The sequence below is a fragment of the Nitrospirillum amazonense genome (assembly GCF_007828045.1).
GTDB lineage: Bacteria > Pseudomonadota > Alphaproteobacteria > Azospirillales > Azospirillaceae > Nitrospirillum > Nitrospirillum amazonense_C.
This window is the reverse complement of record NZ_VITN01000020.1, coordinates 1-15,760: the sequence shown is the minus strand read 5'-3', so window position 1 is coordinate 15,760 and position 15,760 is coordinate 1. Positions and strand designations below refer to the sequence as shown.

Here is a 15,760-nt window from a genome sequence, read left to right as displayed (position 1 = left end):
CCCATGATGCTGGCCTGAGGCTTCACTGGCAGGTGAAGTTCGCGGCCTGGTCGCTGGAGCCCTTGCCGGTCCAATGGGCGACGGCGGGGTAGGGGCACAGGGGCCGTGTGCGCAGCACGGCGGAGGTGGGGTCCAGATCCTTCTCGTGCTTGGCCGCAACCAGCCGGTCGGGCGCCTTGCCCTGTTCCACCCAGGCGCGCAGGGCGGTTACGGCATCGAAACGGTTGGGCCCGGGGCCGCCGTAGCAGTGTCCCATGCCCGGCGCCATGAACAGACGGAAATATCCCCCCAGCCGCGCCCGCGCCTGGGCCGGGTCGGATGTGCCCGCCACGGCCTGGTAATACTGGATGGGATAGGTCTGGGCGTTCAGCTGGTCGGCCCAGCCCTGGCTCATGATCAGCTTGCCACCGCGCGCCTTGAACGCGGACAGGTTCGGCGACACGGCGGTGATGGTGGCGCCGACCTTGTCGTCCGTCAGCGTCACGTCGCGGTCGAAGTCGAAGTCCTGCCAGCGCCAGGATAGGTTGTCGTAGACCATGTTCTGGAACAGGGGGATGACATAGGCCTCCAGCAGCTTGCCCTGCTGCAGGTCCCAGCCCCATTCGCTGCCCGGCACCAGGCCAGGATAGATCGCCTCGCCCGTGCGCGGGTTGCGCGGGCCGGCATAGAGCGCGCGCACGGCGGCCACCTGCGGCGCCGTCAGGCAGGCGGCGGTGTCTGCGGCGCCGGACGCGCATTCCAACACGGCCGGGTCGAACCGGCAGGCCTGCGGGTTCTCGATCAGCCCGTCCTTGACACCATCGGCGGCGTCGCAGGCGTCCAGCACCGCCTGATGCAGCAGGGTCAGCTTCTCCGCCGGCAGGGTGCTGGCCGGGTCCAGCAGGGTGGCCCGTGAACTCCACAGGAAGCTCATCATCAGGCGGGTGTAGTTCATGCCCGGCGCGCCGGCATGGATGCCGTCATAGTCGCCGGGAAAATACTCCGCCTCCGCCATGGCCTGGGCGCCACCGGTGGAGCAGCCTTCGAAATAGGCCTTGGCCGCCGGCTTGCCATAGCGGGCGGCGACGATGGCCTTGGCGGCCACGGTCATGCGATGGATGGAATTGTGGCCCCAGTTGGCCAGCTGGACGGGGTCGTGCATCCAGTCCAGGCGGGTGCCGGGCTTGCCCTCCGCCGGGCCGTGGCCCGTGTCGGTACCGGCCACGGCATAACCGGCGCGCAGGGCCGGACCCATGGCGTAATAGCTGAAGTTGCCGGCGAAGCCGCCGTTGCCCACGCCCTGGAAACGGCCGTTCCACCCGGCCTCGGGCAGCCAGACCTCCACCTTCACCTCCGTCTCGGCCATGGCCACCACGCGGCAGAAGGCGGGCAGGTCGGGAAAGGTGACGGTACCGTCGGGAGCCTTGTAGGGGCCGGCGGCCACGGGCCCGGCCGACAGGATGCGTGCCTCGGGCAAGGTACGCCCGGCCAGGCTGGCGCAGTCTATGGCTGGGGCTGCCGCCTGGGCCGCAGGTGCCGTCGCGGCCCACGCCAGCAAGGCACCGGCCGCCGCCGCCATCCAGGTCATCACGCGCATGGTCAACCTCCCCAGCCTGTTTCGTGTTCTGTCCCCGGGAATGCCATGGCGGAAGGGCGGAAGGAATTAGATTAACTTTATGCGATTGATAGATTTTGATTATCGCTGCCGCCCGCCCCCAGGGGTTGGTGCGCAATTCATTAAACTTTACTATCGCAAATATAGAACAAATCTATTTCCCTTATCGGGTCCTCCTCCTTAACCCTAGGGAACGAACCATCAGGCGCCAAGGGCCACGACGTCCGGGCTGAACCGGACGCGGGAGAAGGGGGAGAGGTATGATCGCGGTACTGGGTTTCGGCACGGTCACCGTCCTGTTCCTGGCCATCCTCAGCAACCGGCTGTCGCCCCTGGTGGCCCTGATCGCCGTGCCCATCGCCGGGGCGCTGCTGGGCGGCTTCGGGCTGGAGACCAGCCGTTTCATCCTGGACGGCATCAAGGCCATCGCCCCGGTGGCCGGCATGTTCGTCTTCGCCATCCTCTATTTCGGTGTGGTCACCGACGCCGGCATGCTGGACCCCATCATCAGCCGCATCCTGCGCCTGGTGGGACATCGGCCCTGGCGCATCACCGTGGGTGCCGCCTTTTTGGCATTGCTGATCCATCTGGACGGGTCGGGGGCGGTGACCTTCCTGGTGACCATTCCCGCCATGCTGCCGCTGTTCGATCGGCTGGGCATGGACCGACGCATCCTGGCCTGCGTCACGTCGCTGGCGGCGGGGGTGAACTTCCTGCCCTGGACGGGCCCCATGATCCGCGCCGCCGCCGCCCTGCACCTGCCGGTGTCCGATATCTTCCGGCCGCTGGTGCCGGTACAGGTGGCGGGCCTGGCCTTCGTCTTCGCCGCCGCCTGGTGGCTGGGCCACCGGGAGGAACGCCGCCTGGCCTTGGCCGGAACGGTGGCCGGATCCGGGCCCGTCCCGGCCGCCGAACGGCCACTGACGGCGGAGGAGCGGGCCTTGCGCCGCCCCCGGTTGTTCTGGCTGAACCTGGCCCTGACGGTCGCCGTCATGACGGTCATGGTGGGCGGCTGGGTGGATCCCGTGGTCATGTTCATGCTGGGCACGGTGGCGGCCCTGATGCTGAACTATCCCGACGTGGCGGAACAGCGCCGGCGGGTGGACGCCCACGCCAAGGCGGCGCTGATGATGGCTGGCATCCTGCTGGCCGCCGGCGCCTTCACCGGCATCATGCAGGGCAGCGGCATGCTGAAGGCCATGGCCGGTGCGGCGGTATCCGTAATGCCGTCCGGCATGGCGGGGCACATCCCCGTCATCCTGGGCGTGTTGTCCATGCCGCTGAGCCTGCTGTTCGATCCCGACTCCTTCTACTTCGGCATCCTGCCGGTCATCGCCTCGGTACACGGCAGCCTGGGCGGCCAGCCCGTGCATGTGGCGCAGGCCGCCGTGCTGGGCCAGATGACCACCGGCTTCCCCGTTAGCCCCCTGACGCCCGCCACCTTCCTGGTGATCGGGCTGACCGGCATCGGGCTGGGGGAGCATCAGAAATTCAGCATCCCCTACCTGTTCGGCGCCACGCTGTTGATGACGGTGGTCGCCGTCGTCATCGGCGTGCTGCCCCTGTAGGGACCCGCGACCAGGAGGCATCCGCGTTGAAACGCGTCAGACTAGGCACCGGCGCCGGCTATTCCGGCGACCGTATCGAGCCGGCGGTGGAACTGGCCGAGGCGGGGAATATCCGCTATCTGGTCTTCGAATGCCTGGCCGAACGGACCATCGCCCTGGCCCAATTGGCCAAGCGGCGGGATCCGTCCGCCGGCTTCGACCCCCTGCTGGCCGATCGCATGGCGGCCGTTTTGCCCGCCTGCCGGCGCAATGGCATCACCATCATCACCAATATGGGGGCCGCCAACCCCCATGCCGCGGGCGCCGCCGTGGCGGCCGTCGCCCGGTCCTTGGGCCTGGGGCCGTTGCGCATCGCCATCGTCACCGGCGATGACGTGACGGAGATTATCCGCGCCCGCCAGGACCTGACGATCGAGGAAACGGGCGCCCCGGTGTCCAGCCTGGCGGACAGCCTGGTATCGGCCAACGCCTATCTGGGGGCGGAGCCCATCGTGCGGGCGTTGAAGGATGGGGCCGACGTGGTCGTCACCGGCCGGGTGGCCGACCCGTCGCTGTTCCTGGCGCCGCTGGTTCATGAATTCGGCTGGGCGGCGGATGATTGGACGCTCATGGGCAAGGGCACGCTGGTCGGCCACCTCATGGAATGCGCCGGCCAGGTCAGCGGCGGCTATTTCGCCGATCCCGGCTACAAGGACGTGCCCAACCTGGCGCGCCTGGGCTTCCCCATCGCCGAGGTGGCGGCCGACGGCGCCGCCACCATCACCAAGGTGGCGGGCAGCGGCGGCCTAATCACCGGCGCCACCTGCCGGGAGCAGTTGCTGTATGAGGTGCACGATCCCGCGCGCTATCTGACGCCGGACGTGGCGGCCGATTTCAGCGGCGTGTCGATCACCGAGGCGGGCCCTGACCAAGTGCGGGTGGATGGCGGCGGCGGGGCCGCGCGGCCCGGCAGTCTCAAGGTCTCGCTGGGGTACGGTGATGGTTACATCGGCGAGGGCCAGATCTCCTACGCCGGGCCGGGCGCCCTGGCGCGGGCGCGCCTGGCCCGCGATATCGTGGCGGAACGCCTGCGCATCATCGGCCTGCCCCTGCGCGAGCTGCGGCTGGACCTGATCGGCGTGGACGCCATCCATGGGCCCGAGTTGTCGGCGGCGGCCCCCGAACCCTACGAGGTCCGCCTGCGCGTCGCCGGCCGCACCCATACCCTGAAGGAAGCCGAGCGCATCGGCAACGAGGTGGAGGGGCTGTACACCAACGGCCCGGCCGGCGGCGGCGGCGCCACCAAAATGGCCAAGGAGGTCATCGCCGTGCAGTCGACCCTGATCCCGCGCGAGCTGGTCACCCCGCAAGTCCACATGATGGAGGTTCAGCCATGAAACTGCGCGAGCTGGCCCATTCCCGCACGGGGGACAAGGGCAATACCTCCAACATCTCCGTCATCGCCTACCGGGCGGAGGATTACGCCCGGCTGGAGGCGGCGGTGACGGTGGAGCGGGTGCGCCATCACCTGGGCGCCCTGATCCAGGGGGAGGTGGTGCGCTATGCCCTGCCGGGGCTGGGGGCGCTGAACTTCGTCCTGACGCGCACGCTGGGCGGCGGCGTCACGCGGTCACTGGCCCTGGACGCCCACGGCAAGTGCCTCAGCTCCGCCATCCTGGACCTCGACGTTTAGGCAAGCCCCCGGCGTCGCGGCGCAGGAGTTGGCCGCCGCCAACAGCACCTTGGTGAATTCCTCCACCGCCGGCAGCAGCGAACTCCCCCGGCGCTTGATGATGACGATGCGGCGGACGAAGCCGGCATCGTCGATCGGCCGCGTGGCGATGTCGGCGAAGCCCCGGATCTCGATAGCGGAGGCGGGCAGGATGGCCAGGCCGAGGCCAGCGCGCACCATGCTGACCGCGGTGGACATGTACGTCGCCTCGCACGCCGGGGTGGCGATGGAGCCGGCGGCGGCGAAGGCCTCATCCACCAGTCGGCGCACGCTGGTGTCCTTGTCCATCAGCACCAGCGGGAATTGGGAAATGACGGGCACGGAGGCCAAGGGCAGCTCACCCGCCGCATGGCCCCGGGGATAGACCAGCACCAGCCGGTCCTCGAAGATGTCGATGGTGTCCAGGTCCGGCTCATCCACGCCGCCGACGCCGATGCCGAAGTCCACCTCCTCATTGCGCACCATGGCCAGTACACGCTTGCCCACCGCGTCCTTCAGCACGAAGGAGACGCGGGGGTTGCGGGCGCGGAAGTCCGCGATCAGGGCGGGCAGGGGGCCGGCGGCGAAGCTGGGCAGGACGGCCACCCGGATGGTGCCGCGCGGCTCTTCCGAGAATTCCCGGATATCGGCCATGGCGCTGTCGAAATCCTTCATCAGCCGCTGGAACACGGGCAGCAGTTCCTGGCCCACGCGGGTCAGCTGCACCGATCGCGTGTTGCGGTCGAACAGGCGCAGGCCGATCTGGTCTTCCAGCTGGCGAATGCGGATGGTCAGGGCCGGCTGGGAAATGTTCAGCGCGCCGGCAGCCCGGGTAAAGCCGCCGAGCCCGACCACCGCCAGGAAGGCGCGGATCTGCCGTAGATTGACATCCATATAAATCCCTTATCACAGTAACCCCATTCATCACAATCACTGCGATGTCCGGCGGCGCCATGCCCGGGGTGGCGGTTTTGTGATGGTTGCATTAATAAGTGCAATTTATTAATGCATGTAAAAAACAAATTTTACAAATCTAACGACCCCCACAATACTCCCCATGAATAGAGAAGGCGATGCCGTCGTGGGTCGGCATAAAACGCCAATCGGGGAGGGAAAATAATGAACATTGGAAGTGTATCCGCGTCTGGATTTGCAGCTAATCTGCGGGCGACCGCTTCGGTCGCGGCGCTCATTTCTTTGTGCGCTGCGGCCTTTCCTGCCATGGCTCAGCAGAAGGACGCGGATTCGGCCGACGACGGCATCGCGGAGATCGTCGTCACCGGCACCTACCTTAAGGTGAAAAGCCAGGCTGATATTCCCGACCCCACCCAGACACTGGACCGCGACGCCATCAACCGCTCGGGCGTCAGCAACCTCAGCCAGCTGACCAACCTGACCCCGGCCAACATCGGCAGCATGGGCGGCGCGCAGGATCTGTCCAAGGGCGGGCCGGAAAACCACGGCTCCCGCTCCGCCAACCTGCGCGGCCTGGGGCCGTCGTCCACCCTGGTGCTGCTGAACGGCCACCGCACGGCGGCCACGGACACCGACAGCAACCTCAACCCCTACGTCAACCTGAACACCCTGGTGCCGCTGATCGAAATCCAGCGGGTGGAGACGGTGCTGGACGGCGCGTCGGCCCTGTACGGCTCCGATGCCATCGCCGGTGTCATGAACTTCATCACCGATGACAAGTTCAACGGCGTGGCCGCGGGTGGGCAGTACACCTTCATCGACGGCGCGCCCAAGTATTTGGCGGAAGGCATGTTCGGCGGCGGCGGCGACCGCTTCCACGTCGTGGGGTCGTTCAGCTACGAACACCAGAAGAACCTGCAGAATTCCCAGCGCCGGGTGACGAACTTCTACAGCCCCTCGGGCACGTCGCAGCCGGGCAACTTCATCCTCTCCTCGGCCCCGCACACGGCCAGCGGCGGCGATGTCGTCATCAACAACGGCGTCAACGGCGCCATCGATTACACCCAGCTGTACAACAGCACCGTGGCGGCCCGCGTCGCCGCCGGGGCCAACCCGACGGCGGCGGCCACCAGGAACGTGCAGGTGGCGGACCCCAGCTGTGACGTCCCCGGCACCGGCGGCGTGTTCGTGGGCAACAGCTTCCCCCTGGGCGCCTGCCAATTCAGCTACCAGGCCATGAACCCCATCCAGCCGGCCTACAAACAGGTGCTGTCGCATGTGCGCGGTACCTATGACCTGACGGACACCCAGCAGATCTTCTTCGAAGGCCGTTATTACTTCCAGGATTCCGACCGCTACGGCGTGGCCAGCACGCCCATCACCCGCGGCAACATCATCGTGCCCGCCAGCAACCCCGGCAATCCCTTCGGCGTGCCGGTCACCTTCCTGGGCCGTGTCATGGGCGTGAACGGCCCCCATGACGACGACAAGACGGATTTGACCGGCACCCACCTGGTGCTGGGCGCCAAGGGCAAGCTGTGGGGTGATTGGGAATATTCGCTGGATGGCGTCTATTCCCGTGAGCAGCAGGTCTACGATGTCAAGGAAACCGATCTGGTGTCGCTGCAATACGCCGTCAACGGCTATGGCGGCGCCGGCTGCCCGGTGTCCTTCAACGGCACCGCCAGCTTCGCCCCCGGCACCAACGGCTGTTCCTACTTCAGCCCCTTCGGCAAGGACCAGAAGGTCAACAGCCAGGCGGTCATCGACCAGTTCTTCACCTACACCACCTCACGCACCGTGTCGGAATACATGATCGCGGAGGGGGTGGTGACAGGGAAGCTGTTCGACCTGCCCGGCGGCACCAGCGCGCTGGCCGTGGGTGGCCAGTTCCGCAATGAATACCGCTCCATCCTCTATGACGCCTTCCGCACCAGCGGCCGCACCGCCTACCTGCCGCCGGGCGTGTCGGGATCGGGCACCCGCCAGATTGGCAGCGGCTTCGCCGAACTGGGCCTGCCCATCCTGAAGGACCTCTACGTCGATACCGCCATCCGGTATGAGGATTACGGCCCCTTCGACAGCGTCGATCCCAAGATCGGCGTCAACTGGCACGCGACGCCTGAGCTGACCCTGCGTGCGGCGGCCAGCACCGCCTTCCGTGCGCCGGCCCTGGCGCAGTCGGTGGGCAGCGCCGCCACCAGCGGCACGTCCAACCTGTATGACCCGCTGGTGGCCGGGGACAAGGGCACCTTCCGCAACGTCAACACGGTGCCCAACAACAAGCTGCAGCCCGAAACCTCAACCAACTACGACCTGGGCATCACCTGGAACCCCGTCCGCCATGCCGAGGTGTCGGTCGATTACTGGAACTATGACTTCAAGAAGAAGATCGCGCTGCAGAACGCCCAGGCCGTGATCAACGCCGACCCGACGGGGCCGGCCGTCATCCGCGACGCCAGCGGCACGCTGGTGGGTGTCAATGTCGGCTATTTCAACGCCGGTGCGGTCACGACCGATGGCATCGACGTCTCCGCCGCCTATACCTGGGACCTGGACGACCATGAACTGACCCTGCGCAGCACGCTGGCCTACATCCATAGCTATGAGATCCAGAACAACCCGGGCGGCCCCATCTATGAGGTGGTAGGCCATCGCAACGCCAACAGCTTCGCCCCCGTGACGCCGCGCTGGCGCGACAACACCTACCTGACCTGGGAGCACGGGCCCCATACCGCCACGGTGACCATGCGCTACACCTCCGGCGTGGTGGACGATTACGGCGTGAACCTGGGGGCCGCCAGTTCCGCCACGGTAGGGGCCTGGGTGGTGTGGGACGCGCAGTACGCCTTCCAGGCCACGGATGCCGTCCGGGTCAGCGTGGGTGCGGTCAACCTGCTGGACCGCGACCCGCCCTGGGCCAAGTTCACCGGCTATCTGCCCAGCCTGGAGGATGCCCTGGGCCGGCAGGTCTACATCCGGTTGGACACCAAGTTCTGAGGTAAGGGGCAGGCTGGCAGTCCGTGACAGGGCCGCCAGCCTTTTCCTTGGACGTCAATCCGCCGCCGCCTGCTGGCGCAATACATGCTTCTGCACCTTGCCGGATCCGGTGCGGGGCAGGCTGTCAACGATCAGCACTCGCTGGGGACGCTTGTAGCGGGCGATGCGGCCGTCCAGGTGGGCCAGCACCTGCTCCGGCGTCACGGTCTGCCCGGCCCGGACCACGACATAGGCCCAGCCGGTTTCCCCCCAGCGCTCGTCCGGCACGCCGATGACCGCGACCTCGGCCACGCAGTCCAGTTCCATGACCGCCGCCTCCACCTCCGCCGGGTAGACGTTTTCCCCGCCGGAGATGAACATGTCCTTCTTCCGGTCCACCAGGTAGTAGTAGCCGTCGGCGTCCCGCCGGGCGGCGTCGCCGGTGCGCAGCCACCCGCCCAGCTGGGCCAGCGTGGGCAGTTCCGGCCGGCGCCAGTATCCGGCCGACAGGTTGGGGCCGCTGATCCAGACCTCCCCCACCTGGCCGTCGGGCACGTCACGTCCTTCGTCATCCACCAGGCGCAGGCGCACCGTGGGGCCGGGGATGCCGGCCGACCCCGCCTTGGCGGCGATGCGGTCCCGGTCGCCCAGGGGCATGCCCAGCACGGTCCCCGCCTCGCTCATGCCGTAGCCATCGGCGATGGTGATGCCATCGTCGCAGAAGCGCTGGATCAGGGCGGCCGGCATGGGCGCGCCGCCGGTGCACAGGGCCACCAGCCGCCGCAGCCGCGCCGCGTCGTAGTCGGGGTGCTGGCGCAGCGTCTGGGCCATCTGCGGCACGCACATGTAGTGGGTGACGCCCAGCGCCGGGTCGGCCAGGCGCGCCAGGGTCGTCGACGGCTCGAACCCCCGGGACACCAGCAGCGTGCCGCCATGGGTCAGCGGCGTGCGCGCCAGCGACACCAGGCCCACCACATGGAACAGCGGCATGTCGCACAGCACGACGGACCCGGCGCCGATCTTGTTCATCAGGCCGAAATTGACGGTGGTGAAGAACAGGTTGTTTTCCGTCAGCAGCGCGCCCTTGGGCCGGCCGGACGTGCCTGAGGTGTAGAGCAAGGTGCTGGGCGTCTCGGCGGGGGGCGGGATGGTCGGGCGGAGGGATGTCGTCGCGCCCCAGCCCGCTTCCGCCTCTGCCAGGGTCATGACCCGCGTTTCCGTGCCATCCGCCGCCCGTCGGGCGGTCTCCAGAAACTCGGCATCGGCCAGCAATAGGGCGGGTTCGGCGTCCTGCACCTGGAAGGCCAGTTCCGGCACGGTGAGGCGCCAGTTCAGCGGCGCGAAGATGGACCCCAGCCGCGCGCCGGCCAGGTGCAGCACGATCATGGCCGCGTCGTTGCGGCCCAGGACGGCGACGCGCTGGCCGGCGGGCGCGTCCAGCATCGCCGCCAGCCAGCCGGCGCAGCGGTTCACCGCCTGGTCCAGCGCGGCATAAGTGTACCGCCGGCCGCTGGTAAGGTCGGCCAGGGCCAGCGTGTCCGGCTGCGCCGCCGCCTGGAAGGCGACCGGGTCCGGTGCGGGCAGGAAGGAGGGGGGCACGGTCATGGCGGCGGGCTTCACGGTTGCCGAGGGGAGGGATGGGGAAGGGGCGGCGGCGCCCTCATCCCCGCCGGTAGGCGCCCAGGCCGGGCTTGTAGCTTTTCTCGTCGATGAACTGGCGGATGCCTTCCTTGCGGCCGGTGTTGTCGTGGAAATTGGCCGCCTCCTGCGCGCGGACCAGATAGTCCTCGGCATTATCGTAGGTCATTTCCTTGACCCGACGCACCGCGTCCTTCGTGGCCTTCAGCGCCGCCGGGTTCTTTTCCAGCAGCATCCTGGCCACCTGCGTCACCCGGTCCTGCAACTGCTCCAGCGGCACAGCCTCGTTCACCAGGCGCCATTCGGCGGCCTTCTTGCCGTCGATCAATTCACCGGTCAGGGCATGATACATGGCGTCGCGCAGGGGGATCAGGTCGACCACCACCTTGGTCGCGCCGCCGCCGGGCAGGATGCCCCAGTTGATCTCCGACAGGGCGAACTTGGCCTCCTCGGCGGCGATGGCCAGGTCACAGGCGTAGAGGGGGCCATAACCGCCGCCGAAGCACCAGCCGTTGACCATGGCGATGGTGGGCTTCTGGTACCAGCGCAGGGCCCGCCACCAGCCATAGCTTTCCCGCTGCGACTGGCGCACGGCACCCAGGCCCTTGGCCTCCGTCTCGCGGAAATATTCCTTCAGATCCATGCCGGCCGACCAGGCGCTGCCCTCACCCGTCAGCACCAGCACGCCGACGTCGTCGCGGAACTCCAGCTCCTCCAGCACCTCCATCATGCGGCGGTTCAGGGCGGGGTTCATGCAGTTGCGCTTGTCCGGCCGGTTGAAGCGCACCCAGGCGATGCCATCGGCGACATGGTAAGCAACGGTATCGGCAGTCATGGTCCTGTTTCCTGTCACGGGGTCCTCGCGACCCCTCGTGGGTTAATTCGATACGGGTGTCTGGCGTGGGTTCAGGCGGCGAGCGGCCTGCGCGGTAGGCGCGGGGGCTGACGGACGAGATGGGCGGTGAAATCCTCGTCCCGGGGATCGACGGCCACATTTGGAAAGGCCTGGGCGATGATGTCGTTCCAGCATTCCCGCCGCTGTTCCGGCGCGATGGTGTCCACGGAAAAGCGCTCCATGAGGCCCATGGCTCTCTTTCCTCCCTGTTTCGGACGTCCCCGGAATGGGCCGCTTGCCCACCGGAACGCCGCTTGCCCTCACCATAGCCATGATTATTATATGGCACAACAATTGTGATGACGAAAATGTCGCCGCGAGACGCGCCGGTGGCATCTTTTCGTCCCCCGCCAAGTTCCTTTCGCTCCCCACCAACAACTCCCGCCCGCACGCATGGTTAGCGGCGTCCGGCGGCCGCTAACCATCATCGGGGGCCGAATACAGATGATATCGGGCCGGCATCCGGTAACGGTTGGAGGTTGGAATGAGCGTCGAGGGGTGTATGGTATAAATATTTCCATAATATATATTATCGGCTTTTCATCATCATCCATTCTATGTAGGCGCGGCGGATTCAATCCCGAAGTGCGACATTCCTTGGTTATCGGGGGGCGCTTTCCATCCTGGAGTGCGCACACCAAGGCCGTTACCTTGGCACAGGATTGGCGCGCGCGGATTGGCGACAAGGGAGAACCCCGGTGGATGACCTGAAGCCCCTTCCCAGGACAAATCCAACCCTTTCCCGGCGCTCGATGGCGATCGCGGCGTTCTCCACGGTGGTGGAATGGTATGATTTCACGCTGTATCTCTATTTCGCGCCCGTCATCGCCCGCATCTTTTTCGGGGACGGCAAGGGGTCGTTGATCACCGCGCTGGCGGGATTCGCCATCGCCTACCTGCTGCGACCGCTGGGGGCCGTGACGTTCGGCCACGTTGGCGATCGCTTCGGGCGCCGGCGCATGATGCTGCTGTCCATGGCCATGATGAGTCTGGCGATGCTGGCCACGGCCCTGCTGCCGACCTATACGGCCATCGGTGCCGCCGCCGGGTGGCTGCTGCTGTTGCTGCGCTGTGTCATGAGTTTCTCGGTGGGCGGAGAATATACCGGTGTCGTCGCCTATCTGCTGGAGGGGGCCAAGCCGCGGCGGCGGGGTCTGGTCACCTCCTGCGCCTCGGCAGCCAGCGAGGTGGGCGGCCTGCTGGCCGTCGGCGTGTCCGCGTTGACCGTGCATCTGCTGCATTCGACGGACATGGCGTCCTGGGGCTGGCGCGTCCCCTTCCTGGTGGGGGCCGGGCTGGCGGGTGGTATCTGGATCGCGCGGTCGGCCATGGAGGAGTCGCCGGACTTCGAGCGGCAGGCCACGGCCGGGGCGGCGCCGGCCCGGCCCCTGGCCTACGCCCTCATCCATCATCGCGCGGGCATCTTCCGGTCATTCGCCATTTCCGCGCTGGGGTCGATCACTTATTATGTCGGCATCACCTATGTTCCGGCCTTCCTCACCTCCACAGGGTCGTTGAGCGAAGACATGTCGCTGTGGCTGTCCACCCTCGCCGCCGTGGCGGTCATCGCCGTGACGCCGGCCGTCGGCGCGCTGTCGGACCGCGTCGGGCGCAGGCCCGTGCTGATCGGTCTCACCTTGGGAAGCGCGCTGTTGCCGGCACCCCTGTTCTGGCTGATGGCGAGCGGGTCCGCCAGCCGGGCCCTGGTCGGGGCCATCCTGCTGGCGGCCTTGGCGGGCGGTGTCAGCGCGGTGGGCGCCGTGGCGACAGCCGAGCAGTTTCCCGGCGAAGGGCGGCTGACGGGCCTGGCGCTGGGTGCCACCGGGGCCACGGCCTTGTTCGGCGGATTGACGCCTTTCATCGCCCACGCGCTGGTGACCCGCACAGGCTGGCCCTTGGCCCCCGGCGTCATGATCGCCCTGGTCGCCCTGCTGGTGCTGCCCGTCCTCACGCGGATGCGGGAAACAGCGCCCGGCAACGGCGATTGAGCGCCAAGCCGGCGCCGAGACCCGTCACCGCGCCCTTGGGGCAACCCCCCCGTCCCAGGGTCCCCTACAACTGGTCAAAGACGGAACCCATGTGCGGACTGAAAAGCCGATCGTAGGTCTTCATCAGGAAGTTGTCGGTCATGCCGGAAATGTGGTCGCAGATGACCCGCAGGCTATCCCCCTCCCGCCGATAGCGGGCATAGACCTCGCGCGGCAGGAAGTTCGCGGGCTCCGACGCCATGGCCTCGAACACCGACACCACCATCTTCTGGCCCTTGAACTCCAGTTGCTGCACGGCCGGGCTGAGGATGACGATGTCCATCACCGCCTGCTTCAGCGCGTCCAGGAAGACCCGCGCGCGGTCATCCATGGCGGCGCGATAGCGGATCAGCGGCTCCTGGAACGCCTCCCGCGTGTCGATATGGCAACTGGCGATCAAGTAGTGGACCATGCGGCCGATGAACAGCTTGCGCTGATCCTCCTCCCCGAACAGCCTGTCGATGAAGGCCGCGTAGGCATCGCCGCCGAATTCATCGGCATAGGGGCCGCGTAGCGTGTCCAGGAAGGCGGCACACCGTTCGCGAGGCACGCGGGTGGTGAAGTCATCCCGCCCTATCAGCCGCAGGGCCAGCGCGTCCTCCAGATCATGCACGCCGAAACCGATGTCATCTGCCAGGTCCATGATGCTGCAGTCGAAGGATTTGTGCAGGGGCTTGTGATGCCTGCCGTCCTGGCGGACATAGGCGCGGAAGGCATCCCGGTCCGTCGTGTTCAAGGGCGCCAGGATCCAGTCGACCACGTCCGCCTCGCTGTCCATGTAGCATTTGGGCGGCTTGGACGCCTTGCGGTCGATGATGCGGATGGTGGTGGCGTTGGCGTCCAGCCCGGGCCGCACCACGGGATTGGCGGCCTCACGGTAGGCCACGGGGTATTTCAGCACACCCAGAAGGGTGCGGCGCGTCAGGTTGGCGCCGGCCCCCTCGGGAAACTTTTCCAGCCGGGACAGGACGCGCAGCGTCTGGCCATTGCCTTCGAAACCGCCGTGGTCGCGCATGCAGTAGTTCAGCGCCCCCTCCCCGCCATGGCCGAAGGGCGGATGGCCCAGATCGTGGGTGCAGCCGATGGCCTGGATGCGGGCGATGTCCGGCAGATGGGGGTGGGCGGGGTGATCAGCGAACTGGTGCTGGAACTGGCGCACGATGCCGCCGGCGATCTGCGCCACCTCCAGCGAGTGGGTCAGGCGGGTGCGGTAGAAGTCGCTGTCGCCCAGATTCAGGATCTGGGTCTTGCCCTGCAGCCGCCGGAAGCTGGCCGAATGAATGACCCGGGCGTAGTCGATATCCGCCGGCTGGCGCGTGTCGCTGGTCTGCCCCCGCCGATCGCCCCGCCGCTCATCCCACACCATAGGCACCCTCTATCGCTGCCGCCAACCCAAATCGGACGAGCCAAGTCGGGCGGGCCAAATCGGGCGGGAGTGTAGCGGGCGCGGCCGGGAAATGCCGCAGCTAATCCTTGGCCGTCCCGGCCGGTGCCCGTGGGGTTACCGCGCCGCGATGGCGGTCATCTCGACGGCGAAATCGGGATAGGCCAGTCGCGATTCAACCGTCGCACGCGCCGGCGGATTGTCGGAATCCACCCAGCGGTCCCAAACCGAATTCATCTCATCGAAGCCGGCCATGTCGGCGAGGTAGATGGTGACGCTGACCAGGTTGGCCTTGGTGATGCCGGCTTTGGCCAAGGTCTCGTCCATCTGGGCCAGCACGTCCTCGGTCTGCGCCGCGACGGGCTGGCCACGCGTCTTATCCGCGACGTGGCCGGCCAGGAACACCAGGCCGTTCACGGCGACGGCGTCGCTCCAACGTTGCGCCTTGCCGATGCGTTCGATCATTCGAAAAGCTCCCCTCTTGCATGCGCGCCACCCGGGCCCGCGGGGAGGTTATAGCCGCACATGCCCTGGCAGAGAACCGTCGGCAGAGAACCGTCGCGGTCCGGCCGAGCCAGACCCGGCCGGACGTGTGGCGAGGGCTAGCGGGAATAAGCCCGTCCACACATCCGGCCGGCGGCCCCCTGCCCCGCCGCTGGCGGCTGGCGGGACTTGGCAGGGAATCAATGGAAATCGCCCCCTCAGAAGTCAAACGTGGCACGCAACACACCGGCGTGGCTCTGGTAGTCGCGGCGTAGCTCACCGGAGTATTCCAGCCGCAACTTGAAGCCGTCGCCCTGGTCCAGCGTGGCCCCCACGCCGATGCCCAGGCCATCGGCGGCGGTGCGGCCGGTGCTGCTGACGAAGCTGGTGCCCGCCAAGACGCTGGTGGTGGCGATGGGGCCGTTCAGATAGTCGTGCACCCAGGCCAGGCGCAGGTCCGGCAGCAGCCGGCCCCATGCCGTCCCTATGGTGCCCGACAGCTTGGCGCCCAGCTCCTGCGTCAGGTTGTCCACCTTCAGCGCACCCACCGCCATGTTGGCCACGCCCGCGTCGTGCTCGTCATAGGC

13 protein-coding genes are annotated in these 15,760 nt (G+C 67.4%); 5 read left to right on the top strand and 8 right to left on the bottom strand.

Annotation, left to right across the window (positions count from 1 at the left end):
* Nucleotides 1–22: 22 nt before the first annotated feature.
* Entirely contained in the window at nt 23–1,576 is a 1,554-nt protein-coding gene (locus FBZ89_RS23845; protein ID WP_145752822.1) for a tannase/feruloyl esterase family alpha/beta hydrolase, read from the bottom strand.
* Between the two features lie 278 nt (nt 1,577–1,854).
* Between FBZ89_RS23845 and FBZ89_RS23840 the strand changes: the two genes are divergently transcribed.
* From FBZ89_RS23840 to FBZ89_RS23830, 3 genes are read left to right on the top strand one after another with little or no spacing between them, the layout of a single operon-like run.
* Nucleotides 1,855–3,162: a CitMHS family transporter gene (locus tag FBZ89_RS23840; RefSeq protein ID WP_145752820.1), complete on the top strand. Its 1,308-nt coding sequence runs from the start codon at nt 1,855–1,857 to the stop codon at nt 3,160–3,162.
* Between the two features lie 26 nt (nt 3,163–3,188).
* The gene (locus FBZ89_RS23835) at nt 3,189–4,538 is read left to right on the top strand and encodes an acyclic terpene utilization AtuA family protein (protein WP_145752818.1); all 1,350 of its coding nucleotides are present in this window, start codon (nt 3,189–3,191) and stop codon (nt 4,536–4,538) included.
* Nucleotides 4,535–4,834 carry an AtuA-related protein gene (locus FBZ89_RS23830; protein WP_145752816.1) on the top strand — a complete coding sequence of 100 codons (300 nt, stop codon included), beginning with the start codon at nt 4,535–4,537 and terminating at the stop codon, nt 4,832–4,834. Before FBZ89_RS23835 ends, FBZ89_RS23830 begins: the two co-directional genes overlap by 4 nt.
* Here FBZ89_RS23830 and FBZ89_RS23825 read toward each other — a convergent pair.
* Entirely contained in the window at nt 4,772–5,746 is a 975-nt protein-coding gene (locus FBZ89_RS23825; protein WP_145752813.1) for a LysR family transcriptional regulator, read from the bottom strand. The genes FBZ89_RS23830 and FBZ89_RS23825 overlap by 63 nt on opposite strands.
* Nucleotides 5,747–6,073: 327 nt before the next feature.
* Between FBZ89_RS23825 and FBZ89_RS23820 the strand changes: the two genes are divergently transcribed.
* Entirely contained in the window at nt 6,074–8,767 is a 2,694-nt protein-coding gene (locus FBZ89_RS23820) for a TonB-dependent receptor plug domain-containing protein (RefSeq protein WP_186457538.1), read from the top strand.
* A gap of 54 nt (nt 8,768–8,821) precedes the next feature.
* Here FBZ89_RS23820 and FBZ89_RS23815 read toward each other — a convergent pair whose 3' ends face one another.
* From FBZ89_RS23815 to FBZ89_RS23805, 3 genes are all read right to left on the bottom strand, one after another.
* Nucleotides 8,822–10,351: an AMP-binding protein gene (locus FBZ89_RS23815; protein WP_145752810.1), complete on the bottom strand. Its 1,530-nt coding sequence runs from the start codon at nt 10,349–10,351 to the stop codon at nt 8,822–8,824.
* 55 nt (nt 10,352–10,406) lie between these two features.
* Complete coding sequence (locus FBZ89_RS23810) at nt 10,407–11,219, bottom strand: p-hydroxycinnamoyl CoA hydratase/lyase (protein ID WP_145752809.1); 813 nt, start codon at nt 11,217–11,219, stop codon at nt 10,407–10,409.
* A gap of 71 nt (nt 11,220–11,290) precedes the next feature.
* On the bottom strand, nt 11,291–11,470 hold the full coding sequence (locus FBZ89_RS23805; protein WP_145752807.1) for a hypothetical protein: 180 nt from the start codon (nt 11,468–11,470) through the stop codon (nt 11,291–11,293).
* A gap of 561 nt (nt 11,471–12,031) precedes the next feature.
* Between FBZ89_RS23805 and FBZ89_RS23800 the strand changes: the two genes are divergently transcribed.
* Nucleotides 12,032–13,267: an MFS transporter gene (locus FBZ89_RS23800; RefSeq protein ID WP_145752805.1), complete on the top strand. Its 1,236-nt coding sequence runs from the start codon at nt 12,032–12,034 to the stop codon at nt 13,265–13,267.
* A gap of 64 nt (nt 13,268–13,331) precedes the next feature.
* Here the strand turns inward: FBZ89_RS23800 and FBZ89_RS23795 are convergent, their stop codons facing one another.
* From FBZ89_RS23795 to FBZ89_RS23785, 3 genes are all read right to left on the bottom strand, one after another.
* Nucleotides 13,332–14,672, bottom strand: coding sequence for an anti-phage deoxyguanosine triphosphatase (locus tag FBZ89_RS23795; protein WP_145752804.1), 1,341 nt, complete (start codon nt 14,670–14,672; stop codon nt 13,332–13,334).
* A gap of 135 nt (nt 14,673–14,807) precedes the next feature.
* Nucleotides 14,808–15,155 (bottom strand): RidA family protein, encoded by a 348-nt coding sequence (locus tag FBZ89_RS23790; protein WP_145752802.1) that lies wholly within the window; start codon nt 15,153–15,155, stop codon nt 14,808–14,810.
* A gap of 236 nt (nt 15,156–15,391) precedes the next feature.
* Nucleotides 15,392–15,760: autotransporter domain-containing protein (locus FBZ89_RS23785; protein WP_145752800.1), on the bottom strand; the 369-nt coding region annotated here is incomplete at its 5' end.